Source organism: Modestobacter sp. SYSU DS0875 (assembly GCF_054050915.1).
In genome coordinates, this window is record NZ_JBJHAH010000013.1 from 17,733 (window position 1) to 39,784 (window position 22,052).

A 22,052-nucleotide genomic window follows, 5' to 3' on the forward strand; every position below is an offset into this window, starting at 1 on the left:
CCGGGCAGGATCAGCGGGTGCGCATCACCATCCGGGTCCGGCCCGGCGTCGGACGGACCGCGGTCGGCGGTCAGCACGACGGTGCGCTCGTCGTGCGGGTGTCCGCCCGGGCCGTCGACGGGAAGGCCACCGCGGCCGCGCTGGCCGCCGTCGCCGACGCGTTCGGTGTCCGCCGGTCGGCCGCCACGCTGGTCACCGGCGCGACGTCCCGGACCAAGGTGGTCGACGTCGACGGCGCCACCGACGCGCTGCTGGCGGACCTGCTCGGACGCTGAGCCGCGCGGCCGGGCACGCTGTCGGGCGTGCGCGCACTGGTGTTCGAGTCCTTCGGCGGCCCGCTCGAGGTCCGGGAGGTGCCCGACCCCCGCCCGGCCCCCGGCGGGGTGGTGGTGCGGGTCGAGGCCAGCGGCATCTGCCGCAGCGACTGGCACGCGTGGTCCGGGCACGACCCCGACGTCGTCCTCCCGCACGTCCCCGGCCACGAGCTGGCCGGCACGGTCGCCGCCGTCGGCCCGGACGTGCGTCGGTGGGCGGTCGGTGACCGGGTGACCGTGCCGTTCGTCTGCGCCTGCGGTCGCTGCGCGCCCTGCCGGGAGGGGAACGGTCAGGTCTGCCTGCACCAGACCCAGCCCGGCTTCACCGGCTGGGGGTCGCTCGCCGAGCTGGTCGCGCTGGACGCCGCCGACGTCAACCTCGTCGCCCTGCCCGACGGGCTGCCGGCCACCACCGCGGCCAGCCTGGGCTGCCGGTTCGCCACCGCCTTCCGCGCGCTGACCGGGGTGGGCGGGGTGCGTCCCGGGGAGTGGGTCGCGGTGCACGGCTGCGGTGGCGTGGGGCTGTCGGCGGTCCAGGTGGCGGTCGCGGCCGGCGCCCGGGTGGTCGCGGTCGACGTCGCTCCCGGCGCGCTGGACCTGGCCCGCCGGATGGGCGCCGAGCACACGGTCGACGGGGGTGCCGCCGACGTCCCCGCCGCCGTCGCCGAGCTGACCGGCGGCGGTGCCCACCTCTCGCTGGACGCGCTCGGGTCGGCCGCCACCTGCACGAACTCGATCCGGAGCCTGCGCCCGCGCGGGCGGCACGTGCAGGTCGGGCTGCTGCCCCCGGCGGTGGGCCGGCCGGAGATCCCGATGGAGCTGGTGATCGGCCGGGAGCTCGCCGTGCTCGGCAGCCACGGGATGGCCGCCGGCGACTACCCGGCGATGCTCTCGCTGATCGCCGCAAGCCGGCTGCGCCCGGAGCTGCTGGTCACCCGCGAGCTCGGCCTCGCGGACGCCGGTGCCGCGCTGGCCGCGGTCGGCCGGGCGCCGGGGATCGCCGTCGTCACCCCGGCCGGCAGATGACGATCTGGTGACCTCCGCGCGGTCGCGCCCGCGGCGGGCCGCCGGCGCGCATCCTGGGAGGGACAACCGAGCTGAGGAGGGCACCGTGTTGGCGCTCATCGCCCTGCTGCTGGTCGCCTGGCTGGTCGTGACGGTGATCGGCGCCCTCGTCGATGGCCTGTTCTGGCTCTTCGTCGTCGGCGTCGTGCTGTTCCTGGTCACTGCGGCCTGGGGGCTCACCCGGAGCAACACCCAGGTTTGACGCGCTCAGCCGGTCGGGGTCGCGCCGGTCGGTTCCTCGTCGGTCCCCTGCTCGGGGCCGGTCGTCGGGCTCTCGGCCGTCGTCGTCGGCCCCGTGGTCCCGGTGGACGGCGCCGGAGCGCGGCTGGTCCGCGGCGTGGTGGTCGGCGTGGGGTCCGCCGGCGACTCGTCCTCGCCCGTGCCCGTGTCCTCGCGCGGGGGCACGCTGCTGGTGGGGTCCGGTGCCTCGCTGCTGGGCGGGGGCGGCGTCTCCGTCGGCGTCGGGGTGCTCTCCAGCTGGGAGCTGCGCACCGGCACGACCTGTCCGTTCGGCAGCTCGACGTCGACGTACGGGTCGGCCGGGAAGGCGAGGTACACACCGAACAGCACCACGAACAGCACCGCGATCAGGACGGTGGACGAGCGCGCCCGGCCGATGTGCTGGGGCACCCGGCGGCCCCAGAGCCGGGTGCGGCTGGACTCCGGGGCGGTGCCGACGGAGGGCTGCTCGGTGGTGGCCTGACGCTGGACGGTGGTCGGCTGGTCGTCCTGGGTGCTCATGCTGCTCCTCCGCCGCGGGCCCGGTCCTCGGCCAGCGCCTCGTCCTGGACGCTGGGCAGGTCGGTGGTCGTGGTGGCCCGCAGCGAGACGCCCTCGCGGGAGAGCGCGAGCGCCACCCGCGCCCGCAGGTCACGGCCCACCTCGAACTGCTTGCCGGGCAGCGTCCGGGCCACCATCCGCAGGTTCACCTCGTCCAGCGTGATGCTCTCCACGCCCATCACCGTCGGTTCGTCCAGCAGCAGCCGGTGCAGGCGCGGGTCGGCGTAGGCCCGGCGGCCCACCTCGCGCAGCACCTCCTGCACCTGGCTGACGTCGGTGTCGGTCGGCACCGGGATGTCGACCACGGCGCGGGCCCAGTCCCGGGAGTGGTTGATGGCCCGGATGATCTGCCCGTTCGGGACGCTGATGACCTCGCCGTCGGGGGAGCGCAGCCGGGTGATCCGCAGCGTGACGTCCTCGACGGTGCCGTAGGCGTCGCCCTGACCGCCGAGGGTGACGATGCTGACGGAGTCCCCGAACCCGTACTGCCGCTCGGTGATGATGAAGAACCCGGCCAGCACGTCCCCGACGACGCGCTGGGCGCCGAACCCCAGCCCCACGCCGAGCACGGTCGCCGGGGCGACCAGGCCGGTGATCGGGACGCCGAGCCGCTCGAGCACGAAGAAGACCGCGATCGACCAGATCAGCACGATCGCCGCCCAGGTGATCACCTGGGTCAGCGAGTGCCGGTGCTTGGCCGCCTCGGAGCGGACCAGGGCGTCGGACTCCCGGGCGGTGGCGTCGATGCGGTCGGTGATCCGGGCGCCGGCCCAGCTGACGAAGCGGGCGAGCAGCACGGCGCCCAGCACGATGAGCAGCGCCTCGAGCCCAGCGCTGCGCAGCCAGTTCCCGACATCCACGAACGCGTCCATCACCATCCAGTGTGGCCGGTCCACCCGTGTGCCGGCTGCGCGGGTGGTGCGCCCGAGACGGATGTGGTCCCGGCTGTGTCTGCCGTGGATTTGCGCCGGGGGCCGGGTGCGGCGACGGTGGTCCTCACAACGAGTTGCCCGGAACGTCGGGCAGCTCGCCCGACCTGCGCGCCGACCCGAAGGGAGGGGCGCCGATCAGGCGCCACGCCACGTGACCAATCCACCGAACGACCCACCCGGTCAGCCGCCGCACGGCTCGACCAGCGCCGCCCCGGAGGCGGTCTCCGGCGGGGCCCCCCACGCCGCAGCGCCGGACCAGACGATCGACGACGTGCTCGACCCCGGAGTCCCCAGCCGGACGCACCCGGCGATCGCCCAGCCCCCGGCCCAGGAGCACGAGCGCCGGCCGCAGCTGGACCGGACGGTCTTCGGCGTCGCCGCCGTCGTCTCGCTGGCCTTCCTCGCCTGGGGCTTCCTCAGCCCCAGCGGCCTGGGCTCGGCCAGCAGCAGCGCGCTCGGCTGGATCGAGCTGAACCTCGGCTGGTTCTTCGTGCTGCTCGGCACCGCCGTGGTGCTCTTCGTGCTCTGGATCGCCGCCAGCACCTACGGACGCATCCCCCTCGGCGGGGACGGCGAACGGCCGGAGTTCCGGACGATCAGCTGGATCGCCATGATGTTCAGCGCCGGCATGGGCATCGGGCTGATGTTCTTCGGCGTCTCCGAGCCGCTGTCGCACTACGTCTCCCCGCCGCCGGGCACCGTCGCCGGCGAGACCCAGGAGGCCGTCACCACGGCGATGGCCACCACGCTCTTCCACTGGACGCTGCACCCGTGGGCGCTGTACGCCCTCGTCGGGCTGGCCGTCGCGTACGGCACCTACCGCCGGGGTCGCGGCCAGCTGCTCTCCTCGGCGTTCACCTCGCTGTTCGGGCGCGGGGTCGCCGAAGGGCCGGCCGGCAAGGTGATCGACGTCCTCGCCATCTTCGCCACGCTCTTCGGCACGGCCGCCTCGCTGGGGCTCGGCGCCCTGCAGATCGGCAGCGGGCTGGAGATCCTCGGCTGGCTCGGCCCGGTGGGCAACGCAGCGACCGTGGGCATCATCGCCGTGCTGACCGCGGCCTTCGTGGCCTCCGCCTTCTCCGGCATCGCCCGCGGCATCCAGTGGCTGTCCAACATCAACGTCGCCCTGGCCTTCACCCTGGCGCTGTTCGTCTTCGTGGTCGGCCCCACGGTCTTGATGCTGAACCTGGTGCCGACCGCGCTGGGCTCCTACGCCGCCGAGCTCCCCGAGATGGCCGCGCGCACCAACGCCTCCGGTGGCGAGGAGATGGCCGAGTGGCTGTCGAGCTGGACGGTCTTCTACTGGGCCTGGTGGATCTCCTGGACGCCGTTCGTCGGGGTGTTCCTCGCCCGGATCAGCCGCGGCCGCACGATCCGGGAGTTCATCGCCGGCGTGCTGCTCGTGCCCAGCGTCGTCACGCTGTTCTGGTTCGCCATCTTCGGCGGAGCCGGGATCGGGGCCCAGCAGTCGGGTGAGGACCTCGCCGGGCAGTCGACGGCCGAGGGTCAGCTGTTCGGCCTGCTCCAGGAGCTGCCGTTCACCACGGTCACCAGTGTCATCGTGATGCTGCTGGTCGGGATCTTCTTCGTCACCGGCGCGGACTCGGCCTCGATCGTGATGGCGTCGCTGTCCGAGCGCGGCACCCGTGAGCCGACCTCGAAGATGGTCGTCTTCTGGGGGCTGCTCACCGGTGGCGTGGCCGCCGTGATGCTGCTCGTCGGCGGCGACGAGGCGCTGCAGGGACTGCGGAACCTGACCATCATCGCCGCGCTCCCCTTCGCGCTGGTGATGATCGGGCTGGCGGTCGCGCTGACCAAGGACCTGCGCTCGGACCCGATGGTGCTCCGGCGCGCCTACGCCGCGGACGCCGTCGAGCAGGCCGTGGTCCACGGGATCAGCCGGCACGGTGACGACTTCGTGCTGGTCGTCGAGCACACCGCCCCGGGTACGACGGGGGACGGGACGGAACCCGGCGGGCAGCCCGACGGAGCCCCGGCATCCGGGGCCACCCGGGACGAGGACGTCCCGGTGGGCCGGCCCCAGGAGCCCCGGGGCTGAGGAGGGCCCGTCCTCCGCACCCCTCGCAGGCTCAGGAGGGGGCCCGACGCGGAGCCGCACGACGGCCCGTCCGCCACCCGGCGGGCGGGCCGTCGCCGTTCCCGGGTGGCGGACCGATCACGGCGCGCACCAGGACTGCCGATGGCGACGGTGCAGGTGGGCCGCGCAACCACCGTCCCCGTCCCAGGAGTCGCCCGATGCCCAGCCCCCCGCCCGCCGACCCCGGCGCCGCGGCCCCCGCTCGTCGCCGCGCGTGGTGGGGTGACCTGCCGGTGGCCACCAAGGTGCTCACCGCCGTCGGGGTCGCCTCCGCCGTCGCCGTGGTCATCGGCGTGACCGGGTTGCAGGCGCTCGCCGCGGAGGCCGAGACCACCGAGCGGATCTACCACGAGGACGTGCTCGGCATCGACGCCATCACCGCGCTGATCGGGGACGTGCAGGGGGTGGCGGTCGCCCAGCGCGACGCCGTCCTCGCCGACACCCCGGCCGAGGTCTCCGCCGCGCTGCAGCGGGTGACCGACGCCCGGGCCGGCTTCGACGCCCACCTCGAGGAGTTCCTCGCCCTGGACCACTCCGCGGAGGCCGAGGGAGCGCTGGCGGGGATCGCGGCGACCTTCGACCGCGCCGAGGAGATCGAGGACACCGTCCTCGCCGACCTGGCCCAGGCGCACGACCAGCCCGGCTGGCTCGCCGTCCACGAGGCCCAGGTGGCCCCGCTGTTCGACACCATGCTCACCGGGCTCGCCGAGATGGAGCAGCTGGCGAGCGACGATGCCGCCGCCGGCGCGCAGGCGGCCGCCGATCAGAGCGCCCGCACGCGGACCATCTCCGTCGCCGTCCTCGTGGTCGGCGTGCTCGTCGCGGTCGCCGTCGGCTGGCTCGTGGCACGCGACCTGCGCCGGGACGTCCGCCGCGTGGAACGGGTCGCCGAGGCGCTGGCGGCCGGGGACCTGACCGCCACCAGCGGGCTCACCACCCGCGACGAGCTCGGCCGGATGGGTGCGGCCATCGACGAGGCGATGGGCCGGCTGCGCTCGGTGATGGCGGCCGTCGTCGGCTCGTCGTCCACCGTCGCCGCGTCCTCGGAGGAGCTCTCCGCCTCCGCGGCGCAGATCTCCGCGTCGGCCGAGGAGACCAGCGTGCAGGCCGGCGTCGTCTCCGGCGCCGCCGAAGAGGTGTCGCGCAGCGTGGCGACTGTCGCTGCCGGAGCCGAGGAGATGAACGCGGCGATCCTGGAGATCTCCAAGAGCGCCAACGAGGCCGCCCGGGTGGCGGCCGGCGCCGTGGCCCAGGCCGCCACCACCACCGCGACCGTCGTCGCGCTGGGGGAGTCGTCCCGGGAGATCGGCGAGGTCGTCAAGGTGATCACCGCGATCGCGGACCAGACGAACCTGCTGGCCCTCAACGCGACCATCGAGGCCGCCCGGGCCGGTGAGTCGGGCAAGGGCTTCGCGGTGGTCGCCAGCGAGGTCAAGGACCTCTCGGAGGAGACGGCGAGGGCAACCGAGGACATCGCCCGCCGGGTCGAGGCGATCCAGGCCGACACCGGGTCGGCGGTCGCGGCGATCGAGCAGATCTCCGCGGTGATCGGTCGGATCAACGACTTCCAGTTGACCATCGCCAGCGCGGTCGAGGAGCAGACGGCGACGACGAACGAGATGTCGCGGTCGGTGCAGGAGGGGGCGACCGGGTCCACGGAGATCGCCGCGAACATCACCGGGGTCTCGGAGGCGGCCGAGCAGACCACCCGGGCGCTGGCCCAGACGCGGATCGCGGTGGACGAGCTGACCCGGCTGGCCAGTGACCTCCGTGCGGCGGTCGCGCACTTCAGCTACTGAGAGGACCCCGCTGCACCCCGCGCCTCGCTCCGCTCGGCGCGGGCCCTGCGATGGGGCCGGTCCAGCGCGTCACCGTCAGCGGAGGCGGCGGACCGGGACCACCATCGGGGTGCCGGTGACCGGGTCGGGGACGACCCGGGCCTCCAGCTCGAACACGTCGGCGAGCAGCTGCTCGGTGAGCACCTCCGCCGGCGTGCCCGCCGCGACGAGCACGCCGTCCTTCATCGCCACCAGCCGCTGCGCGTAGCGCGCAGCCAGGTTCAGGTCGTGCAGCACGACGACGACGGTCCGGCCGCGCTCGGCGTGCAGCCGGCCGACCAGCTCGAGCACGTCGACCTGGTGGGCCAGGTCGAGGTAGGTGGTCGGCTCGTCGAGCAGCAGCAGGTCGGTGCCCTGGGCCAGCGCCATGGAGATCCAGGCCCGCTGCCGCTGCCCGCCCGACAGCGCGTCGACCGGGGAGTCGGCCAGTTCGGCCATGTCGGTCCAGCCGAGCGCCTCGGCGACCACCGCCTCGTCGTCGGAGGACCACTGGCGCAGCCAGCTCTGGTGCGGGTGCCGGCCGCGCGCCACCAGGTCGGCGACGGTCAGCCCCTCCGGCGCCAGCGGCGTCTGCGGCAGCAGGCCGAGCACCTTGGCGACCTCGCGGGTCGGGGTGCTGGTGATGGCCCGGCCGTCGAGCAGCACGGTGCCCCCGGTGGGGCGCAGCAGCCGGCCCAGCGCCTTCAGCAGGGTCGACTTGCCGCAGCCGTTCGGGCCGACGATCGCGGTGAACGAGCCGTCGGTGAGCTCGAGGTCCAGCGAGTCGACGACGACCTTCTCGCCGTAGGCCAGCCGGACGCCGTCGGCGGCGAGCCGCACCGGCGGGGCGTCGGGGCGGGGAGTGTCGCGCGCGAGCGTGGGTGAGGCAGTCACAGGGTCGATCGCCGCCTTCCGCGGACGAGAAGCCAGAGCAGGTACGGGGCGCCGACCACGGCGGTCACCACCCCGACGGGGAACGAATCGGGCAGCACGGTGCGGGCCACCAGGTCACTGCTGATCAGCAGCAGCGCGCCCAGCAGCCCCGAGGCGAGCACCGGCGGCCGCGAGCCACCGGCGAGCCGGACGGCGATCTGCGGCACCACCAGCGCGACGAACTGGATCGGCCCGGCGGCGGCGACGGCGAACGCGGCCAGCGCCACCGCGACCAGCACGACGACGGCCTGCGCGCCGGCCAGCCGCACCCCGAGGGCCCGGGCGGTGTCGTCGCCGAACTGGAGCACCCCCAGCACCCGACTCAGCGCGAGCGCGGCGGGGAGCAGCACCACGAGGGCCAGCGCCAGCGGCACCGCCTGGTCCCACCCCCGCCCGTTCAGCGAACCGGTGAGCCACACGTTGGCCGCCGCCGCGTCGTTGATGTCGCTGCGGGTGAGCAGGTAGGCGATCAGCGCCTGGGCGAAGGCGGCCAGCCCGACGCCGACCAGCACCAGCCGGTAGCCGTCGATGCCCTTGCGCCAGGCCAGGCCGAAGATGAGTGCCGCGGTGAGCAGGCCGCTGGCGAGCGCGGCGGCCGACAGCCCGGCCCCGCCCAGCAGCGCCCCGGCGCCGGTGGTGCCGCCCAGCACGATCACCGCGACCGCGCCGACCGCCGCCCCGCCGGTGACGCCGAGGATGTCCGGGCTGGCCAGCGGGTTGCGGGCGAAGGTCTGGAACAGCGCGCCGGACACCCCCAGCGCCAGCCCGACGAGCAGGCCGACGACGACCCGGGGCGCGCGCAGCTCGAGCACGATGAACCGCTGGGTGTCGTCGCCGGCGCCGACCAGGGTGCCGAGCACCTCCGGGACGCTGATCGGGTAGTCGCCGCGACCCAGGCTGAGCGCGCTGACCACGACCAGCACCACCAGCACCGCCAGCGGGACGACGAGCTGCCGGGGGCGGTACACCCCGGAGAAGGGGCCGACCCGCACGGCCCGCCGGGGCTGGGGTCGCCGCTCGGGGGCGCGGGTGGGCGCGGTGAGGGTCACAGCGCCGCCAGCTTCCGGCGGCGGACCAGGGCGATGAAGAACGGTGCGCCGACCACGGCGAGCACGATCCCCACCTGCAGCTCACCGGGCCGGGCCACGATCCGGCCCAGCACGTCGGCGAGCAGCAGGAAGACCGCGCCCAGCAGTGCGGAGTACGGCACCAGCCAGCGGTGGTCGGGCCCGGTGACCGCCCGGGCCACGTGCGGCACCACCAGCCCGACGAACACGATCGGCCCGCAGGCGGCCGTCGCGGCGCCGGCCAGCAGGGTGATCGCCGCGAGGCCCACGCCGCGGGCCAGCCAGATCCGGGTGCCCAGGCCGCGGGCGACGTCCTCACCGAGGCCGAGCAGGTTCAGCGCCGGCGCGTTGACCAGGGCGAGCACCAGGCCGACGACGATGAAGGGGGCGACCTGCGCGGCCACCGTGGCGTCCCGGCCGGCGAGGGCCCCGACCACCCAGAAGCGGTAGGCGTCCAGCGCCGTGGTCTCCCGGATGGTGATCGCCTGGATCAGCGCGTAGAGCAGGGCCGTCAGCGCGGCACCGGCCAGTGCCAGGGTCACCGGGGTCGACCCGCCGGGCCCGGCGGAGCCGATCGCGTAGACCGTGACGCTGCCCAGCAGCGCACCGGCCAGGGCGAACCAGACATAGCCACCGGGGGAGCTGATGCCCAGCAGCCAGATGGACAGCACGACGGCGAACGAGGCGCCCGCGGTGACCCCGAGCAGCCCCGGGTCGCCCAGCGGGTTGCGGGTGTGCCCCTGCATCAGCGCGCCGGAGACGCCCAGGGCGACCCCGGCGAGCACGCCCAGCACGGTCCGGGGCACCCGGAGCTCGCGGATGATGAGCGCCTCGTCGCCCGGGGTGGAGGCGTCGCTCAGCGCCTGCCAGACGGCGCCGAGCCCGATCGGCCGGGTGCCGACCGTGATGCTCAGGACGCAGGCCACCAGCGCCAGCCCGAGCAGCAGCCAGAGCCCGAGCGTGCGGGTGAACGCGCCGCGCAGCAGGCCGCGGCGGGGTTGCCCGGCGGTCGCCCGTGGAGCCGCGGTGGCCGTGCGCTGCGCCACGAGCTGCTCCTGGGGGACGAGGGGACGGCCGGCGTCCGGCCAGGGAAAGCAAGGCTCACCTTACTCATCGGTCTGGCCCGGTGGCAGCCCGGCGGGGTGAGCGATCCAACTCCGCGGAGTCGACCGGCGGGCGCGGCCGACCGCCAGGATGGGCGGGTGCGCCGGCTCTCCATCTTGCGTGGCGCGGCACTGTCGTACGGCATCGCGGCCACCGCGGTGGTCCTGGCGGTCCTCGTGCTCGGCGACCGGTGGGCGGTGACCTACACCGCGGCGCTGCTCTCCTCCTGGTGGCTGCTTCCGGCGCCGGTGCTGCTGGTCGCCGGGGTCCTCCGGCGGTCCTGGCCGGTCGTGGCGGCGGTCCTCGTGCCCGCGGTGCTGTGCCTCTGGCTGCAGGGGCCGCTGCTGGTCAACCGGGTGGGCGGGGAGGCCGGCCCGGCCGACCTGCGGGTGGCCACCTACAACGTGACCGCCGGCGCCCCGCTGGACGGGCTGGCCACGCTGGTGCGCGAGCGGGACCCCGACGTCCTGCTGCTGCAGGAGGTCGTCGACCGGCGGCGCCCGGAGGTCGAGGCGCTGCCGGGATACCCGCACCGCTCGTTCGGCCGGCTGGCCGCGAACGGGGAGGACGGCGACCGGGACGTCGTCCTCTCCCGGTACCCGATCGTGGACGTGCGCCCGGTGACCGGGCTGCCCGAGGGCGCCCGCCCGGTGGACGTGGTCACCCTGGACGTGGACGGACGGGAGCTCGCCGTCCTCTCGGTGCACCTGGCCTCACCGTGCCTCGGCTGCGGTGGCGGACGCCGCGAGGCGAACCCCGCCGGGGGGACGGGCGCGGCGGCCCGCGTGCGGGTGGCCGAGGCCGAGCGCCTGGCCACCGTCGTCGCCGGGCTGGTGGCCGAGGGCCGGCCGGTGGTGCTCGGTGGCGACCTCAACTCCTCGACCCTCAACGAGCCGCTGCGGGTGCTCACCGGCGCCGGGCTCGTGGACGTGCACCGGGCGGTCGGCACGTGGCCGCAGTTCACCCGCGGTCCGGGCCCCGGCGTGGCCCGGGTCGACGTGGTGCTCGTCGCGGGGCTGCGGCCGATCGCGGAGGCGGAGGGCGCGCGGGGGGCGAGCACGCACTCGCCGGTCGTCGCCGACCTCGCCTGGCCGGGCACCTGACCCGGCCGTCGTTCAGCGCGGGGCGGTGCCGGCGACGACGAGGTCGGCGAGCTCCCGGTAGGCGGCGGCGTCGTCCAGCCCGGTCGCGGCGCGGACGTCGCCCCGGTGGATCGCGGCCATGACCTGTGCGACCGCCGTCCCGACGAACGAGGCGTGCACCGGGCGGACGGTGCCCGCGGTGACGCCCTCGGCGACCAGGCGCTGCACCCGGGCGGCGGCCGCGCGGGTGTTGTGCTGGTAGATCTCCCGCGCCGGGGCGAACGCGGCCAGGTCGGCGAAGAACGCCGGGGAGGCCGGCTGCAGCTGCGCGGCGACGGCGAGCAGGTAGGCGCTGATCCGCTCGCGGTGGTCGGCGGGGGCGGCGGCGCGCTCCTCCACGGCTGCGGTGGCGACCTGGAAGAAGCGCTTCACCCCGGCCACCACCAGTTGCTCCTTGCTGGCCGCGATGCCGTACAGCGTGCTCTTCGAGCAGTGCAGCCGGCGGGCCAGCTCGTCGAGGGTGAACGCCGCGAACCCCTCGGCCAGCATCAGCCCGACCAGCTGGTCGAGCAGCTCCGCGCGCCGGGCGGTGGCGCGGGGGCTGCGGGTCTCCAGCGACGTCATGGCGCCTCCCTCCGGGTACCGGAGGGTAACAACGGCGGCGTCCTTGAGTACCGGAAGCAGTACTGCGTACCGTCTGCCAGTACTGCCCGCGGGACACCGACGTCCCGCCGTCCCGGAGGTCTCCCCGTGCCCGTCGCCCGGCTCGTGCCCACCCAGGAGGCTGCGGACCTGCTCCAGCTGACCCGGGAGCTGGCCCGCGCCGAGCTCGCCCCCCGGGCCGCCGCCGCGGAGGCCGCCGAGGAGTTCCCGCGGGAGGTGTTCCGCACCCTGGGCCGGGCCGGGCTGCTCGGCCTGCCCTACGCCGAGGAGCTGGGCGGCGGCGGGCAGCCCCTCGAGGTGTACCTGCAGGTGCTCGAGGAGATCTCGGCCGCCTGGGCCAGTGTCGGCGTCGGGGTGAGCGTGCACGGGCTGTCCTGCTTCGCGCTGGCCAGCCGGGGCACGCCGGAGCAGCAGGAGTGGCTGCCCGACCTGCTCGGCGGCGAGCTGCTCGGCGCGTACTGCCTGTCCGAGCCGCACGCCGGCTCCGACCCGGCGGCGATGCGCACCAGGGCCGTGCGGGACGGGGACGCGTACGTGCTGTCCGGGGACAAGGCCTGGACCACGCACGGCGGGCACGCGGACTTCTACACGGTGATGGCCCGCACCTCCGACGACGGCGCCCACGGCATCTCCTGCTTCCTCGTCCCCGCCGACAGCGAGGGGCTGTCCGCCGACCCCGCCGAGCGCAAGATGGGGCTGACCGGCTCGACCACGGCGACCATGCGGTTCGACGGCGTCCGCGTCGACGCCGGTCGTCGGCTGGGCGAGGAGGGCGAGGGGCTGTCGATCGCCCTCGCCGGCCTGGACGCCGGCCGGCTGGGGATCGCCGCCGTCGCCACCGGACTGGCCCAGCGTGCGCTGGACGACGCGGTGGCCTACGCCAAGGAGCGCGAGACCTTCGGCACGCCGATCATCGAGCACCAGGGCCTGGGCTTCCTGCTCGCCGACATGGCCGCCGCCGTGGAGACCTCCCGGGCGACCTACCTGTCCGCGGCCCGGCTGCGCGACGCCGGCCAGCCGTACGGGCGGCAGGCCTCGATCGCCAAGCTGGTGGCAACCGACAACGCGATGAAGGTGACCACCGACGCCGTCCAGGTGCTCGGCGGCTACGGCTACACCCGCGACTTCCCGGTCGAGCGGTACATGCGGGAGGCGAAGGTCATGCAGATCTTCGAGGGCACCAACCAGATCCAGCGCCTGGTGATCAGCCGGGCCCTGGCCCGCGGCGGCGCAGCGGACACCACCACCGTCGTCCCGTGACCTCCCCGCCAGAATGGCCATTCTGGCGGGGAGGTCAGGGGCCTACGCTGCCCGGCATGTGTCGGAACATCCACGTCCTGCACAACCTCGAGCCCGCCACCACCTCTGAGGAGGTCCGCGCGGCGGCGCTGCAGTACGTGCGCAAGGTGAGCGGCTCGACCAAGCCGTCGCAGGCGAACCAGGCGGCGTTCGACCGGGCGGTCGAGGAGATCGCGCACGCCACCGAGCACCTGCTCGCCGACCTGGTCACCACCGCGCCGCCCAAGGACCGCGAGGTGCTCGCCGCCCAGGCCCGCGCCCGCTCCGCGGCCCGCTACCAGAAGGACCCCCTTGCCCCCCGCCCCTCGCAAGCTCGCGACGGGTCCCTGCAAGGGGGCCGCTAGAAGCTGGGGCCGGAGACCAGGTAGCGGTACGCGGTCGTGCCGGGCTGCAGGTGCTGGATGGTCAGCGGGCCGGCCTCGATCCGGGCCAGCAGCGGGGCCAGGCCGTCGGCGCTGCCCAGCTCGATGCCGGTCAGCGCCGCGCCGGTGTCCCGGTTGTCGCGCTTGACGTACTCGAACCGCACGATGTCGTCGTCCGGGCCGAGCACCTCGTCGAGGAAGCGACGCAGCGCCCCCGGCTCCTGCGGGAACTCCACCAGGAACCAGTGCTTCAGCCCCTGGTGCACCAGGGAGCGCTCGACGATCTCGGCGTACCGGCTGACGTCGTTGTTGCCGCCGGACAGCAGGCAGACGACGGTCTGCCCCGGCTCCACCCGGACGGCGCCCCCGGTCAGCGCGGCGGTGGCCAGCGCCCCCGCGGGCTCGGCGATCACGCCGTCGACCTGGTAGAGCTCCAGCATCTCGGTGCAGATCTGGCCCTCTGGGACGGCGACCAGCTCCGCGCCGCTGTCGCGCACCAGCGGGTGGGTCACCTCCCCGACCCGGCGCACCGCGGCACCGTCGACGAAGGTGTCGATCTCGGGCAGCTCGACGGGTGAGCCGGCGGCCAGCGCGGCGGCCATGCTCGCCGCGCCGGCCGGCTCGACGCCGATCAGCCGGGTGCCGGGGCTGTGCTCGCGCAGCCAGGTGCCGCAGCCGGCCAGCAGCCCACCGCCGCCGACCGGGAGGACGACGACGTCCGGGGCACCGCCCAGCTGGTCGAGCACCTCCACGGCCACGGTGGCCTGCCCGATCACGGTGGAGAGCGCGTCGAACGCGGGCACCAGGGTGGCCCCGGTCATCTGCGCGGAGGCTGCGGCCGCGGCGGCCGCGTCGTCGTAGGTGTCGCCGGTGACGACCAGCTCGACCATGTCCCCGCCGAGCGCGGCGATCCGCTGCCGCTTCTGCCGGGGCGTCGTCCCGGGCACGAACACCCGGCCCCGGACGCCGAGCACCCGGCAGGCGTAGGCCACGCCCTGGCCGTGGTTGCCGGCGCTGGCGCAGACCGCCCCGGCGGCGCGGCCGGCGGCGTCGAGCTGGCTGATCGTGTTGTAGGCGCCGCGCACCTTGTAGGAGCGGCCGACCTGCAGGTCCTCCCGCTTCACCCAGACCTCGGCGCCGGTCAGCTCGGACAGGCGGGCGTTGCGCTGCAGGGGGGTCCGCTCGGCGACCCCGGCGAGCCGCCGGACGGCGTCGGAGACCTCCGCGGAGAACGAGGTGCGGACGTCGGTCACCGGCCCATCTTCCCCGGAGGCGGTCAGATGCCGACGAACGGGCCGCGGGTGGCCTCCTTCTCCGGCACCGGGGCGAAGACGTTGCCGGTGGTGGCCGCCACCTGGTCGCGGGCGTGGCCGAAGGTCCTCAGCAGCGGCCCGACGAGGAAGTCGTACACCGGCGGCAGCAGCCGGAAGCCGGCGATGATGAGCGGGTTCGCGAACCCGGACTGCTTGAGCCGGCGCGGGCGCGCCACCCGGGCGACGACGGCGCGGGCCACCCGCTCGGGGGTGTAGACCGGCGGCGGCGGGTGGCCGGTGTTGCCCAGCACGGTGGCGGCCTGGCGGTAGATGGGCGTCGTCGTCCCGCCGGGCGCGACGGCGGAGACGTGCACGTCGGGCAGGTCGCGCAGCTCCTGCTGCAGGGTGCGGATCATGCCCAGCTGCCCCCACTTGGCGGTGATGTAGGCGCCCATCGTCGGGGTGGTCACCGAGGCGAGCAGCGAGCTGACGACGACGAGCGACCCGCGCCGCTGGGCCCGGAACTGCGGCAGCACGGCGCGGAAGACGTGGTACGTGCCCTTGATCGCGGTGTCCACCACCTGCTCGAACACTCCGGGCTGCAGGTCCTCGATCGCCCCGTAGGCCATCACGGTCGCGGAGTGGACGACGACGTCCAGCCGACCGAAGGAGGTGACGGCCCGGTCGACGGCGGCCTGCACCGCGGCGCGGTCGAGGACGTCGGCCGGGTGGACCTCGACCGCGCTCGCCCCGGCCGCCCGGCACTCGGCGGCGGCCTGCTCGAGGGTCTCCCGGCTGCGGGAGACGAGCACCAGCGAGGCGCCGCGCTCGGCGAACTGCACCGCCGAGGCCCGGCCGATCCCGGAGGACCCGCCGAAGACGAGGACGACCTCGGGGGCCCGGTCTGCTCTCTGCTCAGCGGTCACGCCTCCCCGCCTACCCGGAGCCGGTGACGGGCACGCACGTCGGGCGCGACCGGTTCGCCGGGGACGACGGAGGTCACCTGACGCCGCTACGGTCTGGCGGCACGAGGAGGGCCAGCGCCGGTCGCCCCCGAGCCGAGAGGACGCGCCCGTGTTCGAGAAGGTCCTGGTCGCCAACCGCGGGGAGATCGCGGTCCGCGCCTTCCGCGCCGCCTACGAGCTGGGGGCCGGGACGGTCGCGGTCTTCCCGCACGAGGACCGCAACTCCGTGCACCGGCTCAAGGCCGACGAGAGCTATCAGATCGGTGAGCCGGGCCACCCGGTGCGCGCCTACCTGGACGTCGCCGAGATCGTCCGGGCCGCCCAGCGCGCCGGTGCCGACGCCGTCTACCCCGGTTACGGGTTCCTGTCGGAGAACCCCGAGCTCGCCGAGGCGTGCGCGCGGGCGGGGATCACCTTCGTCGGGCCGAGCGCCGCCGTGCTGGAGCTGACCGGGGACAAGTCCCGCGCGATCGCCGCGGCGCGGGAGGCCGGCCTGCCGGTGCTGCAGGGCACCGAGCCCGGCAGCGACGTCGACGCGCTGATCGCCGCCGCCGAGCGGATCGACGGGCCGGTCTTCGTCAAGGCCGTCGCCGGTGGTGGCGGGCGTGGCATGCGCCGGGTCGACGACAGAGGTGTCGACGGGGCCCAGCTGCGGGGCGCGATCGAGGCGGCCATGCGGGAGGCGGAGTCGGCGTTCGGCGACGCCACCGTCTTCCTCGAGCAGGCCGTCGTCGACCCCCGGCACATCGAGGTGCAGATCCTGGCCGACGGCGCCGGGAACGTGATCCACCTCTTCGAGCGGGACTGCTCGGTGCAGCGCCGGCACCAGAAGGTGGTCGAGCTGGCCCCGGCGCCGAACCTGGACCCGGAGCTGCGCGAGCGGATCTGCGCCGACGCCGTCGCCTTCGCCCGGCACATCGGCTACAGCTGCGCCGGCACCGTGGAGTTCCTGCTCGACCGCGAGGGTCGGCACGTGTTCATCGAGATGAACCCGCGGATCCAGGTCGAGCACACGGTCACCGAGGAGGTCACCGACGTCGACCTGGTGCAGAGCCAGCTGCGGATCGCCGCGGGGGAGACCCTCGCCGACCTGGGCCTGTCCCAGGAGACGGTGCAGCTGCGCGGCGCGGCGCTGCAGTGCCGGATCACCACCGAGGACCCGGCCAACGGCTTCCGCCCGGACACCGGCCGCATCACCGCCTACCGCTCGCCCGGCGGCGCCGGGGTGCGGCTGGACGGCGGCGCCTCCCTCGGCGCGGAGGTGGGCGCCCACTTCGACTCCATGCTGGTCAAGCTGACCTGCCGGGGTCGGACCTGGGACATCGCGGTGGCCCGGGCCCGCCGCGCCGTCGCCGAGTTCCGGATCCGCGGGGTCTCCACGAACATCCCGTTCCTGCAGGCGGTGCTGGACGACCCGGACTTCGCCGCCGGGCAGGTGACGACGTCGTTCATCGAGGAGCGGCCGGAGCTGCTGACCGCGCGCAGCTCCGCCGACCGCGGCACCAAGCTGCTCAGCTACCTGGCCGACGTGACCGTCAACCAGCCCCACGGCGAGCGCCCGCACCTGCTCGACCCCACCGAGAAGCTGCCCGCCGTGGACCTGAACCTGGCCCCGCTGGACGGATCCCGCGACCGGCTGCTGGAGCTCGGCCCCGAGCGGTTCGCCGCCGACCTGCGCGCGCAGACCGCGCTGGCGGTCACCGACACCACCTTCCGCGACGCGCACCAGTCGCTGCTGGCCACCCGGGTGCGCACCAAGGACCTGGTCGCCGTCGCCGGGCACCAGGCGCGGCTGCTGCCCCAGCTGCTCAGCATCGAGGCCTGGGGCGGCGCCACCTACGACGTCGCGCTGCGCTTCCTGCACGAGGACCCGTGGGAGCGGCTGGCGGCGCTGCGCGAGGCGGTGCCCAACGTCTGCCTGCAGATGCTGCTGCGCGGACGCAACACCGTGGGCTACACCGCCTACCCGGAGCAGGTGACGACGGCGTTCGTGGCCGAGGCGGCCCGCACCGGCATCGACGTCTTCCGCATCTTCGACGCGCTCAACGACGTCGGGCAGATGCGCCCGGCGATCGACGCCGTCCGGGAGACCGGGACGGCGGTGGCCGAGGTGGCGCTCTGCTACACCGGCGACCTCTCCGACCCGGCCGAGCCGCTGTACACGCTCGACTACTACCTGGCCCTGGCCGAGCAGATCGTCGCCGCCGGGGCGCACGTGCTGGCGATCAAGGACATGGCCGGCCTGCTCCGGCCGCCGGCCGCGGCCACCCTGGTGCGGGCGCTGCGCGAGCGGTTCGACCTGCCGGTGCACCTGCACACCCACGACACCCCCGGCGGGCAGCTGGCCACGCTGCTGGCGGCCTGGTCGGCCGGGGTCGACGCGGTCGACGGCGCCAGCGCGGCACTGGCCGGGACGACGTCGCAGCCGGCGCTGAGCAGCATCGTCGCGGCGACCGACCACACCGAGCGGGCCACCGGCCTGGACCTGACCGCGGTCAACGACCTGGAGCCCTACTGGGAGGCGGTGCGGCGGGTCTACGCGCCGTTCGAGTCCGGGCTGCCGGCGCCGACCGGGCGGGTCTACACCCACGAGATCCCCGGCGGGCAGTTGTCCAACCTGCGCCAGCAGGCGATCGCGCTGGGCCTGGGGCAGCGGTTCGAGGAGGTGGAGGCGATGTACGCCGCCGCCGACCGGCTGCTCGGCCACCTGGTCAAGGTCACCCCGTCGTCGAAGGTGGTCGGCGACCTGGCGCTCCAGCTGGTCGGCGCCGGGGTGGACGTCGCGGAGTTCGCCGCCGAGCCCGGGCGGTTCGACCTGCCCGACTCCGTCGTCGGCTTCCTCCGCGGTGAGCTGGGCGACCCGCCCGGCGGCTGGCCGGAGCCGTTCCGCACCAGGGCGCTGGAGGGCCGGCGGGAGGCCCAGCCCCCGGCGGAGCTGAGCCAGGAGGACCTGGACGGGCTGGCGGAGGAGCCCCGGCGCACGCTGAACCGGCTGCTGTTCCCCGGCCCGACGGCGGAGTTCGAGGCGCACGCCGACTCCTACGGCGACGTCTCGGTGCTGCCCAGCAAGGAGTTCCTCTACGGGCTGCGGTCCGGCGCCGAGCACTCGGTCGACCTGGAGCCCGGGGTCCGGCTGCTGATCGGCATCGAGGCGGTCTCCGACGCCGACGAGCGCGGGATGCGCACGGTGATGTGCTCCCTGAACGGCCAGCTCCGGCCGATCAGCGTGCGGGACCGGTCCGTCACGTCCGAGGTGCAGCCCACCGAGAAGGCCGACCGCGCCGACCCCGGCCAGGTCGCCGCCCCGTTCGCCGGGGTGGTGACCCTGCAGGTCGGCGAGGGCGACACGGTCGAGGCGGGGGCGGCCATCGCCACCATCGAGGCGATGAAGATGGAGGCGGCGATCACCGCCCCGCGGGCCGGGACGGTGCAGCGGGTGGCGATCAGCGCCGTCCAGCAGGTCGAGGGCGGTGACCTGCTCGTCGTCCTCGGCTGACTCCGACGGTTGTTCGCGGGAAACCGCGCGCGCTTGTTCGCGGGAAACCGCGCGCGCTTGTTCGCGGGAAAGCGCGCGCGCTTGCTCGCGGGAAAGCGCGCGGCGGAGCCGGCCGCAGGAGGATTCCGCGCCGTCACATCGGCGCGGTAGGAAGACCGTCGTGACATCCCCGTCCCGCACCGTCAGCCGGCCTTCCCGCGCCGGTCACCTGCTCGCCCAGCTCTCCACCCCGGCCCGCCGGTTCCTCCGCACCGAGGCGTCCAGCGCGGTGCTGCTGGTCGTCGGCACCCTGCTGGCCCTCCTGTGGGCCAACTCCCCGTGGGGCGACTCCTACGAGCGGGTGTGGCACACCGAGTTCGCCGTGCAGCTGGGCTCCACCGAGGTCGCCATGGACCTGCGGCACTGGGTCAACGACGGCCTGATGGTGTTCTTCTTCTTCCTCATCGGGATGGAGGTGCGCCGGGAGCTGTCGATGGGCGAGCTGACCCAGCGCAGCCGGCTGTCGGTGCCGGCCCTCGGCGCGATCGCCGGGCTGGTGGTGCCCGCCGGCATCTACCTGGCGATCAACGCCGGCGGCCCGGGCGCGCAGGGCTGGGGCATTCCGATGGCCACCGACACCGCCTTCGTGCTCGGCGCCCTCGCCCTGGTCGGCAACCGCGCCCCGACCCAGCTGCGGGTCTTCCTGCTCTCCCTGTCGGTCGTCGACGACATCGGCGCGCTCACCGTGATCGCGGTCTTCTACTCCGAGGACATCGACCTGGTGGCCCTGGGCGTCGCGGCGCTGTGCGTCCTCGCCTTCGGGTGGCTCACCAAGCTGCAGGTGTGGCGCGGGCCGGCCTACTTCGCCGTCGGCGTGGTCATGTGGCTGGCGATGCACGCCTCCGGGGTGCACGCGACCATCGGCGGGGTGGTGCTGGGCCTGCTGGTCACCGCCTACACCCCGCGCCGCGCCGCAGTCGAGTCCGCGGGCACGCTGGCCCGCGCCTTCCGGCAGGCCCCGGACGTCGCCCTGGCCCGGCGGGCGAAGCTCTCGGTGGAACGGGCCATCTCGCCCAACGAGCGGATCGGCGCGCTGCTGGTGCCGTGGAGCGGCTACGTCGTCGTCCCGATCTTCGCCCTGGCCAACGCCGGGGTGCAGCTCAGCGGCGCGGTGCTGGAGCGGGCGCTCACCTCGCCGGTCACGATCGGGGTCTTCCTCGGTCTGGTCGTCGGCAAGTTCGTCGGCATCGGGCTGTTCTCCACGCTGGCGGTGAAGTTCGGCATGGGCTCGCTGCCGCCCAGCGTGACCCTGCCCAGCGTCTGGGGTGGCGCCGCCTTCTCCGGGCTGGGGTTCACCGTCTCGCTGTTCGTCGCCGACCTGGCCTTCGACGACCCGGTGCTGCGCGAGGAGGCGATGATCGGCGTGCTGGCTGCCGGGGTGGTCGCCGCGGTCCTGGGCGCCGTCTGGTTCTGGGCACTGGGCCGCCGCACGCCGCAGGTCGCCGAGACCGGTCCCCGCCGCCTCGACCCGCCGGTCGACCCGGAGGTCGACCACCTGCGCGGCCACGTCGACGCGCCGCTGACGCTGGTGGAGTTCGGCGACGTCGAGTGCCCGTTCTGCGGCCGCGCGACCGGGGTGGTCGAGGAGCTGCGCCGCCGGTTCGGCGACGACCTGCGCTACGTGTTCCGGCACCTGCCGCTGCCCGACGTGCACCCGCACGCCGAGCTCGCCGCCGAGGCCACCGAGGCCGCGGGCGCCCAGGGCGCGTTCTGGGCGATGCACGACCGGCTCTACGCCCACCAGGACCAGCTGGAGGCCGACCAGCTGCTCGACCACGCCGCCGCCCTCGGCCTGGACCTCGGCCGGTTCGCCGAGGAGCTGGGGTCCGGGGTGCACGCCGCGCGGGTCCGCACCGACGTCGTGGGCGCCGAGGCCAGCGGCGTGCAGGGCACCCCGACGTTCTTCGTCAACGGCGTCCGGCACGACGGACCGACCACCACCGAGGCGCTCGCCGCCGCGCTGGTCGCCTCCGACCCCCGCGGTCCGGGCCACGGCGGCCTGCTGCCGGCGACCGAGCCGGTGGCGCCGGTGCCGTCGTTGCGGATCTTCTCCCCGCCGGCGCAGCTGCCGGCGGTCGACGTGCTGCCCGGCGGCCCGTTCACCGAGACGCCCGACGACGGCTCCTCCCCGCGGCTGTCCGACGCGCACATCGCCGTGTTCCGCCGGGTGGGCCGGCGGCAGGCCACGGTGCGCGGCCAGGTGCTGCTGCGCTCGGGCCAGGCGGAGTTCGACTTCTTCGTCGTCCTCTCCGGGGCGATCGCGGTGGTCGAGGGGCCGCTCGACCACGGCGCGGACGGCGGCACGCGGGTCGTGGCCGTCCACGGCCCGGGCCGGTTCCTGGGCGGGCTGAACATGCTGGCCGGGCAGCGGCCGGTGCGGTCGTTCGTGGTCGCCGAGGACGGCGAGGTGCTGGTGCTCAGCCTGGAGCAGCTGCGCGCCGTCTTCGCCCGCGACCGCGGCCTGGCCGACGTCGTCACGCGGTCGTTCCTGCTGCGCCGGGCGATCCTCATCGGGCAGGCGACCGGGCTGCGGGTGGTCGGCGACCGGCGCTGGCCGGCGAGCGTCGCGCTGCGCGAGCAGCTGGCCGAGGACGGGGTCCCGCACACCTGGCTGGACCCGGCCGACGACGACGCCGCCCGCCGGCTGCTCGCCGAGGCCGGTGCGGAGGGGGCGACCTCCCCGGTGGTGCTCACCCCCGACGGCCGGGTGCTGGTCGAGCCGACCCGCGACGACCTGGCCCGGTTCGCCGGCACCGCCCGCGACCTGACCACCACCTGAGGAG

At 75.0% G+C, this 22,052-nt stretch carries 18 protein-coding genes; 10 read left to right on the plus strand and 8 right to left on the minus strand.

Going from position 1 to position 22,052, the window contains the following annotated elements; translation table 11 throughout:
- Positions 1–17: 17 nt before the first annotated feature.
- The 3 genes from ACI79Y_RS09870 (at position 18) to ACI79Y_RS09880 (ending at position 1,581) form a co-directional block, all read left to right on the plus strand.
- Positions 18–275 (plus strand): DUF167 domain-containing protein, encoded by a 258-nt coding sequence (locus ACI79Y_RS09870; protein WP_457158307.1) that lies wholly within the window; start codon positions 18–20, stop codon positions 273–275.
- A gap of 27 nt (positions 276–302) precedes the next feature.
- Complete coding sequence (locus ACI79Y_RS09875; RefSeq protein ID WP_457158308.1) at positions 303–1,340, plus strand: zinc-binding dehydrogenase; 1,038 nt, start codon at positions 303–305, stop codon at positions 1,338–1,340.
- Positions 1,341–1,425: 85 nt separating this feature from the next.
- Positions 1,426–1,581 carry a hypothetical protein gene (locus tag ACI79Y_RS09880; RefSeq protein WP_457158309.1) on the plus strand — a complete coding sequence of 52 codons (156 nt, stop codon included), beginning with the start codon at positions 1,426–1,428 and terminating at the stop codon, positions 1,579–1,581.
- A 5-nt stretch (positions 1,582–1,586) separates the two neighbouring features.
- Here ACI79Y_RS09880 and ACI79Y_RS09885 read toward each other — a convergent pair whose 3' ends face one another.
- Positions 1,587–2,120, minus strand: a complete 534-nt coding sequence (locus ACI79Y_RS09885) for a hypothetical protein (RefSeq protein WP_457158310.1) — start codon at positions 2,118–2,120, stop codon at positions 1,587–1,589.
- Positions 2,117–3,031 carry a mechanosensitive ion channel family protein gene (locus ACI79Y_RS09890; protein WP_457158311.1) on the minus strand — a complete coding sequence of 305 codons (915 nt, stop codon included), beginning with the start codon at positions 3,029–3,031 and terminating at the stop codon, positions 2,117–2,119. The genes ACI79Y_RS09885 and ACI79Y_RS09890 overlap by 4 nt, the downstream gene beginning before the upstream one ends.
- Positions 3,032–3,242: 211 nt before the next feature.
- Here ACI79Y_RS09890 and ACI79Y_RS09895 point away from each other — a divergent pair, with 211 nt between their 5' ends.
- Complete coding sequence (locus ACI79Y_RS09895; protein ID WP_457158312.1) at positions 3,243–5,150, plus strand: BCCT family transporter; 1,908 nt, start codon at positions 3,243–3,245, stop codon at positions 5,148–5,150.
- Between the two features lie 197 nt (positions 5,151–5,347).
- Positions 5,348–6,988: a methyl-accepting chemotaxis protein gene (locus tag ACI79Y_RS09900; RefSeq protein WP_457158313.1), complete on the plus strand. Its 1,641-nt coding sequence runs from the start codon at positions 5,348–5,350 to the stop codon at positions 6,986–6,988.
- Positions 6,989–7,063: 75 nt separating this feature from the next.
- Here ACI79Y_RS09900 and ACI79Y_RS09905 read toward each other — a convergent pair whose 3' ends face one another.
- From ACI79Y_RS09905 to ACI79Y_RS09915, 3 genes are read right to left on the minus strand one after another with little or no spacing between them, the layout of a single operon-like run.
- Positions 7,064–7,900 carry an ABC transporter ATP-binding protein gene (locus ACI79Y_RS09905; RefSeq protein WP_457158314.1) on the minus strand — a complete coding sequence of 279 codons (837 nt, stop codon included), beginning with the start codon at positions 7,898–7,900 and terminating at the stop codon, positions 7,064–7,066.
- Positions 7,897–8,988 (minus strand): FecCD family ABC transporter permease, encoded by a 1,092-nt coding sequence (locus tag ACI79Y_RS09910; protein ID WP_457158315.1) that lies wholly within the window; start codon positions 8,986–8,988, stop codon positions 7,897–7,899. The genes ACI79Y_RS09905 and ACI79Y_RS09910 overlap by 4 nt, the downstream gene beginning before the upstream one ends.
- Positions 8,985–10,052 carry a FecCD family ABC transporter permease gene (locus tag ACI79Y_RS09915; protein WP_457158316.1) on the minus strand — a complete coding sequence of 356 codons (1,068 nt, stop codon included), beginning with the start codon at positions 10,050–10,052 and terminating at the stop codon, positions 8,985–8,987. The genes ACI79Y_RS09910 and ACI79Y_RS09915 overlap by 4 nt, the downstream gene beginning before the upstream one ends.
- A 156-nt stretch (positions 10,053–10,208) precedes the next feature.
- Here ACI79Y_RS09915 and ACI79Y_RS09920 point away from each other — a divergent pair, with 156 nt between their 5' ends.
- Positions 10,209–11,213 (plus strand): endonuclease/exonuclease/phosphatase family protein, encoded by a 1,005-nt coding sequence (locus ACI79Y_RS09920; protein WP_457158317.1) that lies wholly within the window; start codon positions 10,209–10,211, stop codon positions 11,211–11,213.
- 12 nt (positions 11,214–11,225) lie between these two features.
- On the opposite strand, the gene ACI79Y_RS09925 is transcribed toward ACI79Y_RS09920, so the two are convergent.
- A complete protein-coding gene (locus ACI79Y_RS09925; RefSeq protein WP_457080073.1) occupies positions 11,226–11,816 on the minus strand; it encodes a TetR/AcrR family transcriptional regulator in 591 nt (196 codons plus the stop codon).
- A gap of 126 nt (positions 11,817–11,942) precedes the next feature.
- Here ACI79Y_RS09925 and ACI79Y_RS09930 point away from each other — a divergent pair, with 126 nt between their 5' ends.
- Entirely contained in the window at positions 11,943–13,115 is a 1,173-nt protein-coding gene (locus ACI79Y_RS09930) for an acyl-CoA dehydrogenase family protein (protein ID WP_457158318.1), read from the plus strand.
- A gap of 56 nt (positions 13,116–13,171) precedes the next feature.
- Complete coding sequence (locus ACI79Y_RS09935; RefSeq protein WP_457158319.1) at positions 13,172–13,498, plus strand: DUF2277 domain-containing protein; 327 nt, start codon at positions 13,172–13,174, stop codon at positions 13,496–13,498.
- Here the strand turns inward: ACI79Y_RS09935 and ilvA are convergent.
- Complete coding sequence (ilvA, locus tag ACI79Y_RS09940; protein ID WP_457158320.1) at positions 13,495–14,769, minus strand: threonine ammonia-lyase IlvA; 1,275 nt, start codon at positions 14,767–14,769, stop codon at positions 13,495–13,497. The genes ACI79Y_RS09935 and ilvA overlap by 4 nt on opposite strands.
- Before the next feature lie 23 nt (positions 14,770–14,792).
- Positions 14,793–15,695: an SDR family NAD(P)-dependent oxidoreductase gene (locus ACI79Y_RS09945; protein ID WP_457158321.1), complete on the minus strand. Its 903-nt coding sequence runs from the start codon at positions 15,693–15,695 to the stop codon at positions 14,793–14,795.
- A 148-nt stretch (positions 15,696–15,843) separates the two neighbouring features.
- Here ACI79Y_RS09945 and ACI79Y_RS09950 point away from each other — a divergent pair, with 148 nt between their 5' ends.
- Both ACI79Y_RS09950 and nhaA read left to right on the plus strand, forming a co-directional pair.
- Positions 15,844–19,230 carry a pyruvate carboxylase gene (locus ACI79Y_RS09950; protein ID WP_457158322.1) on the plus strand — a complete coding sequence of 1,129 codons (3,387 nt, stop codon included), beginning with the start codon at positions 15,844–15,846 and terminating at the stop codon, positions 19,228–19,230.
- A gap of 160 nt (positions 19,231–19,390) precedes the next feature.
- Positions 19,391–22,048, plus strand: a complete 2,658-nt coding sequence (nhaA, locus tag ACI79Y_RS09955; protein WP_457158323.1) for a Na+/H+ antiporter NhaA — start codon at positions 19,391–19,393, stop codon at positions 22,046–22,048.
- Positions 22,049–22,052 lie beyond the last annotated feature (4 nt).

Coding starts and splice junctions, on each gene's coding strand:
- ACI79Y_RS09885 (WP_457158310.1), bottom strand. CDS start 2,120: ATGAGCACCCAGGACGACCAGCCGACCACCGTCCAGCGTCAGGCCACC.
- ACI79Y_RS09890 (WP_457158311.1), bottom strand. CDS start 3,031: ATGGACGCGTTCGTGGATGTCGGGAACTGGCTGCGCAGCGCTGGGCTC.
- ACI79Y_RS09900 (WP_457158313.1), top strand. CDS start 5,348: ATGCCCAGCCCCCCGCCCGCCGACCCCGGCGCCGCGGCCCCCGCTCGT.
- ACI79Y_RS09925 (WP_457080073.1), bottom strand. CDS start 11,816: ATGACGTCGCTGGAGACCCGCAGCCCCCGCGCCACCGCCCGGCGCGCG.
- ACI79Y_RS09935 (WP_457158319.1), top strand. CDS start 13,172: ATGTGTCGGAACATCCACGTCCTGCACAACCTCGAGCCCGCCACCACC.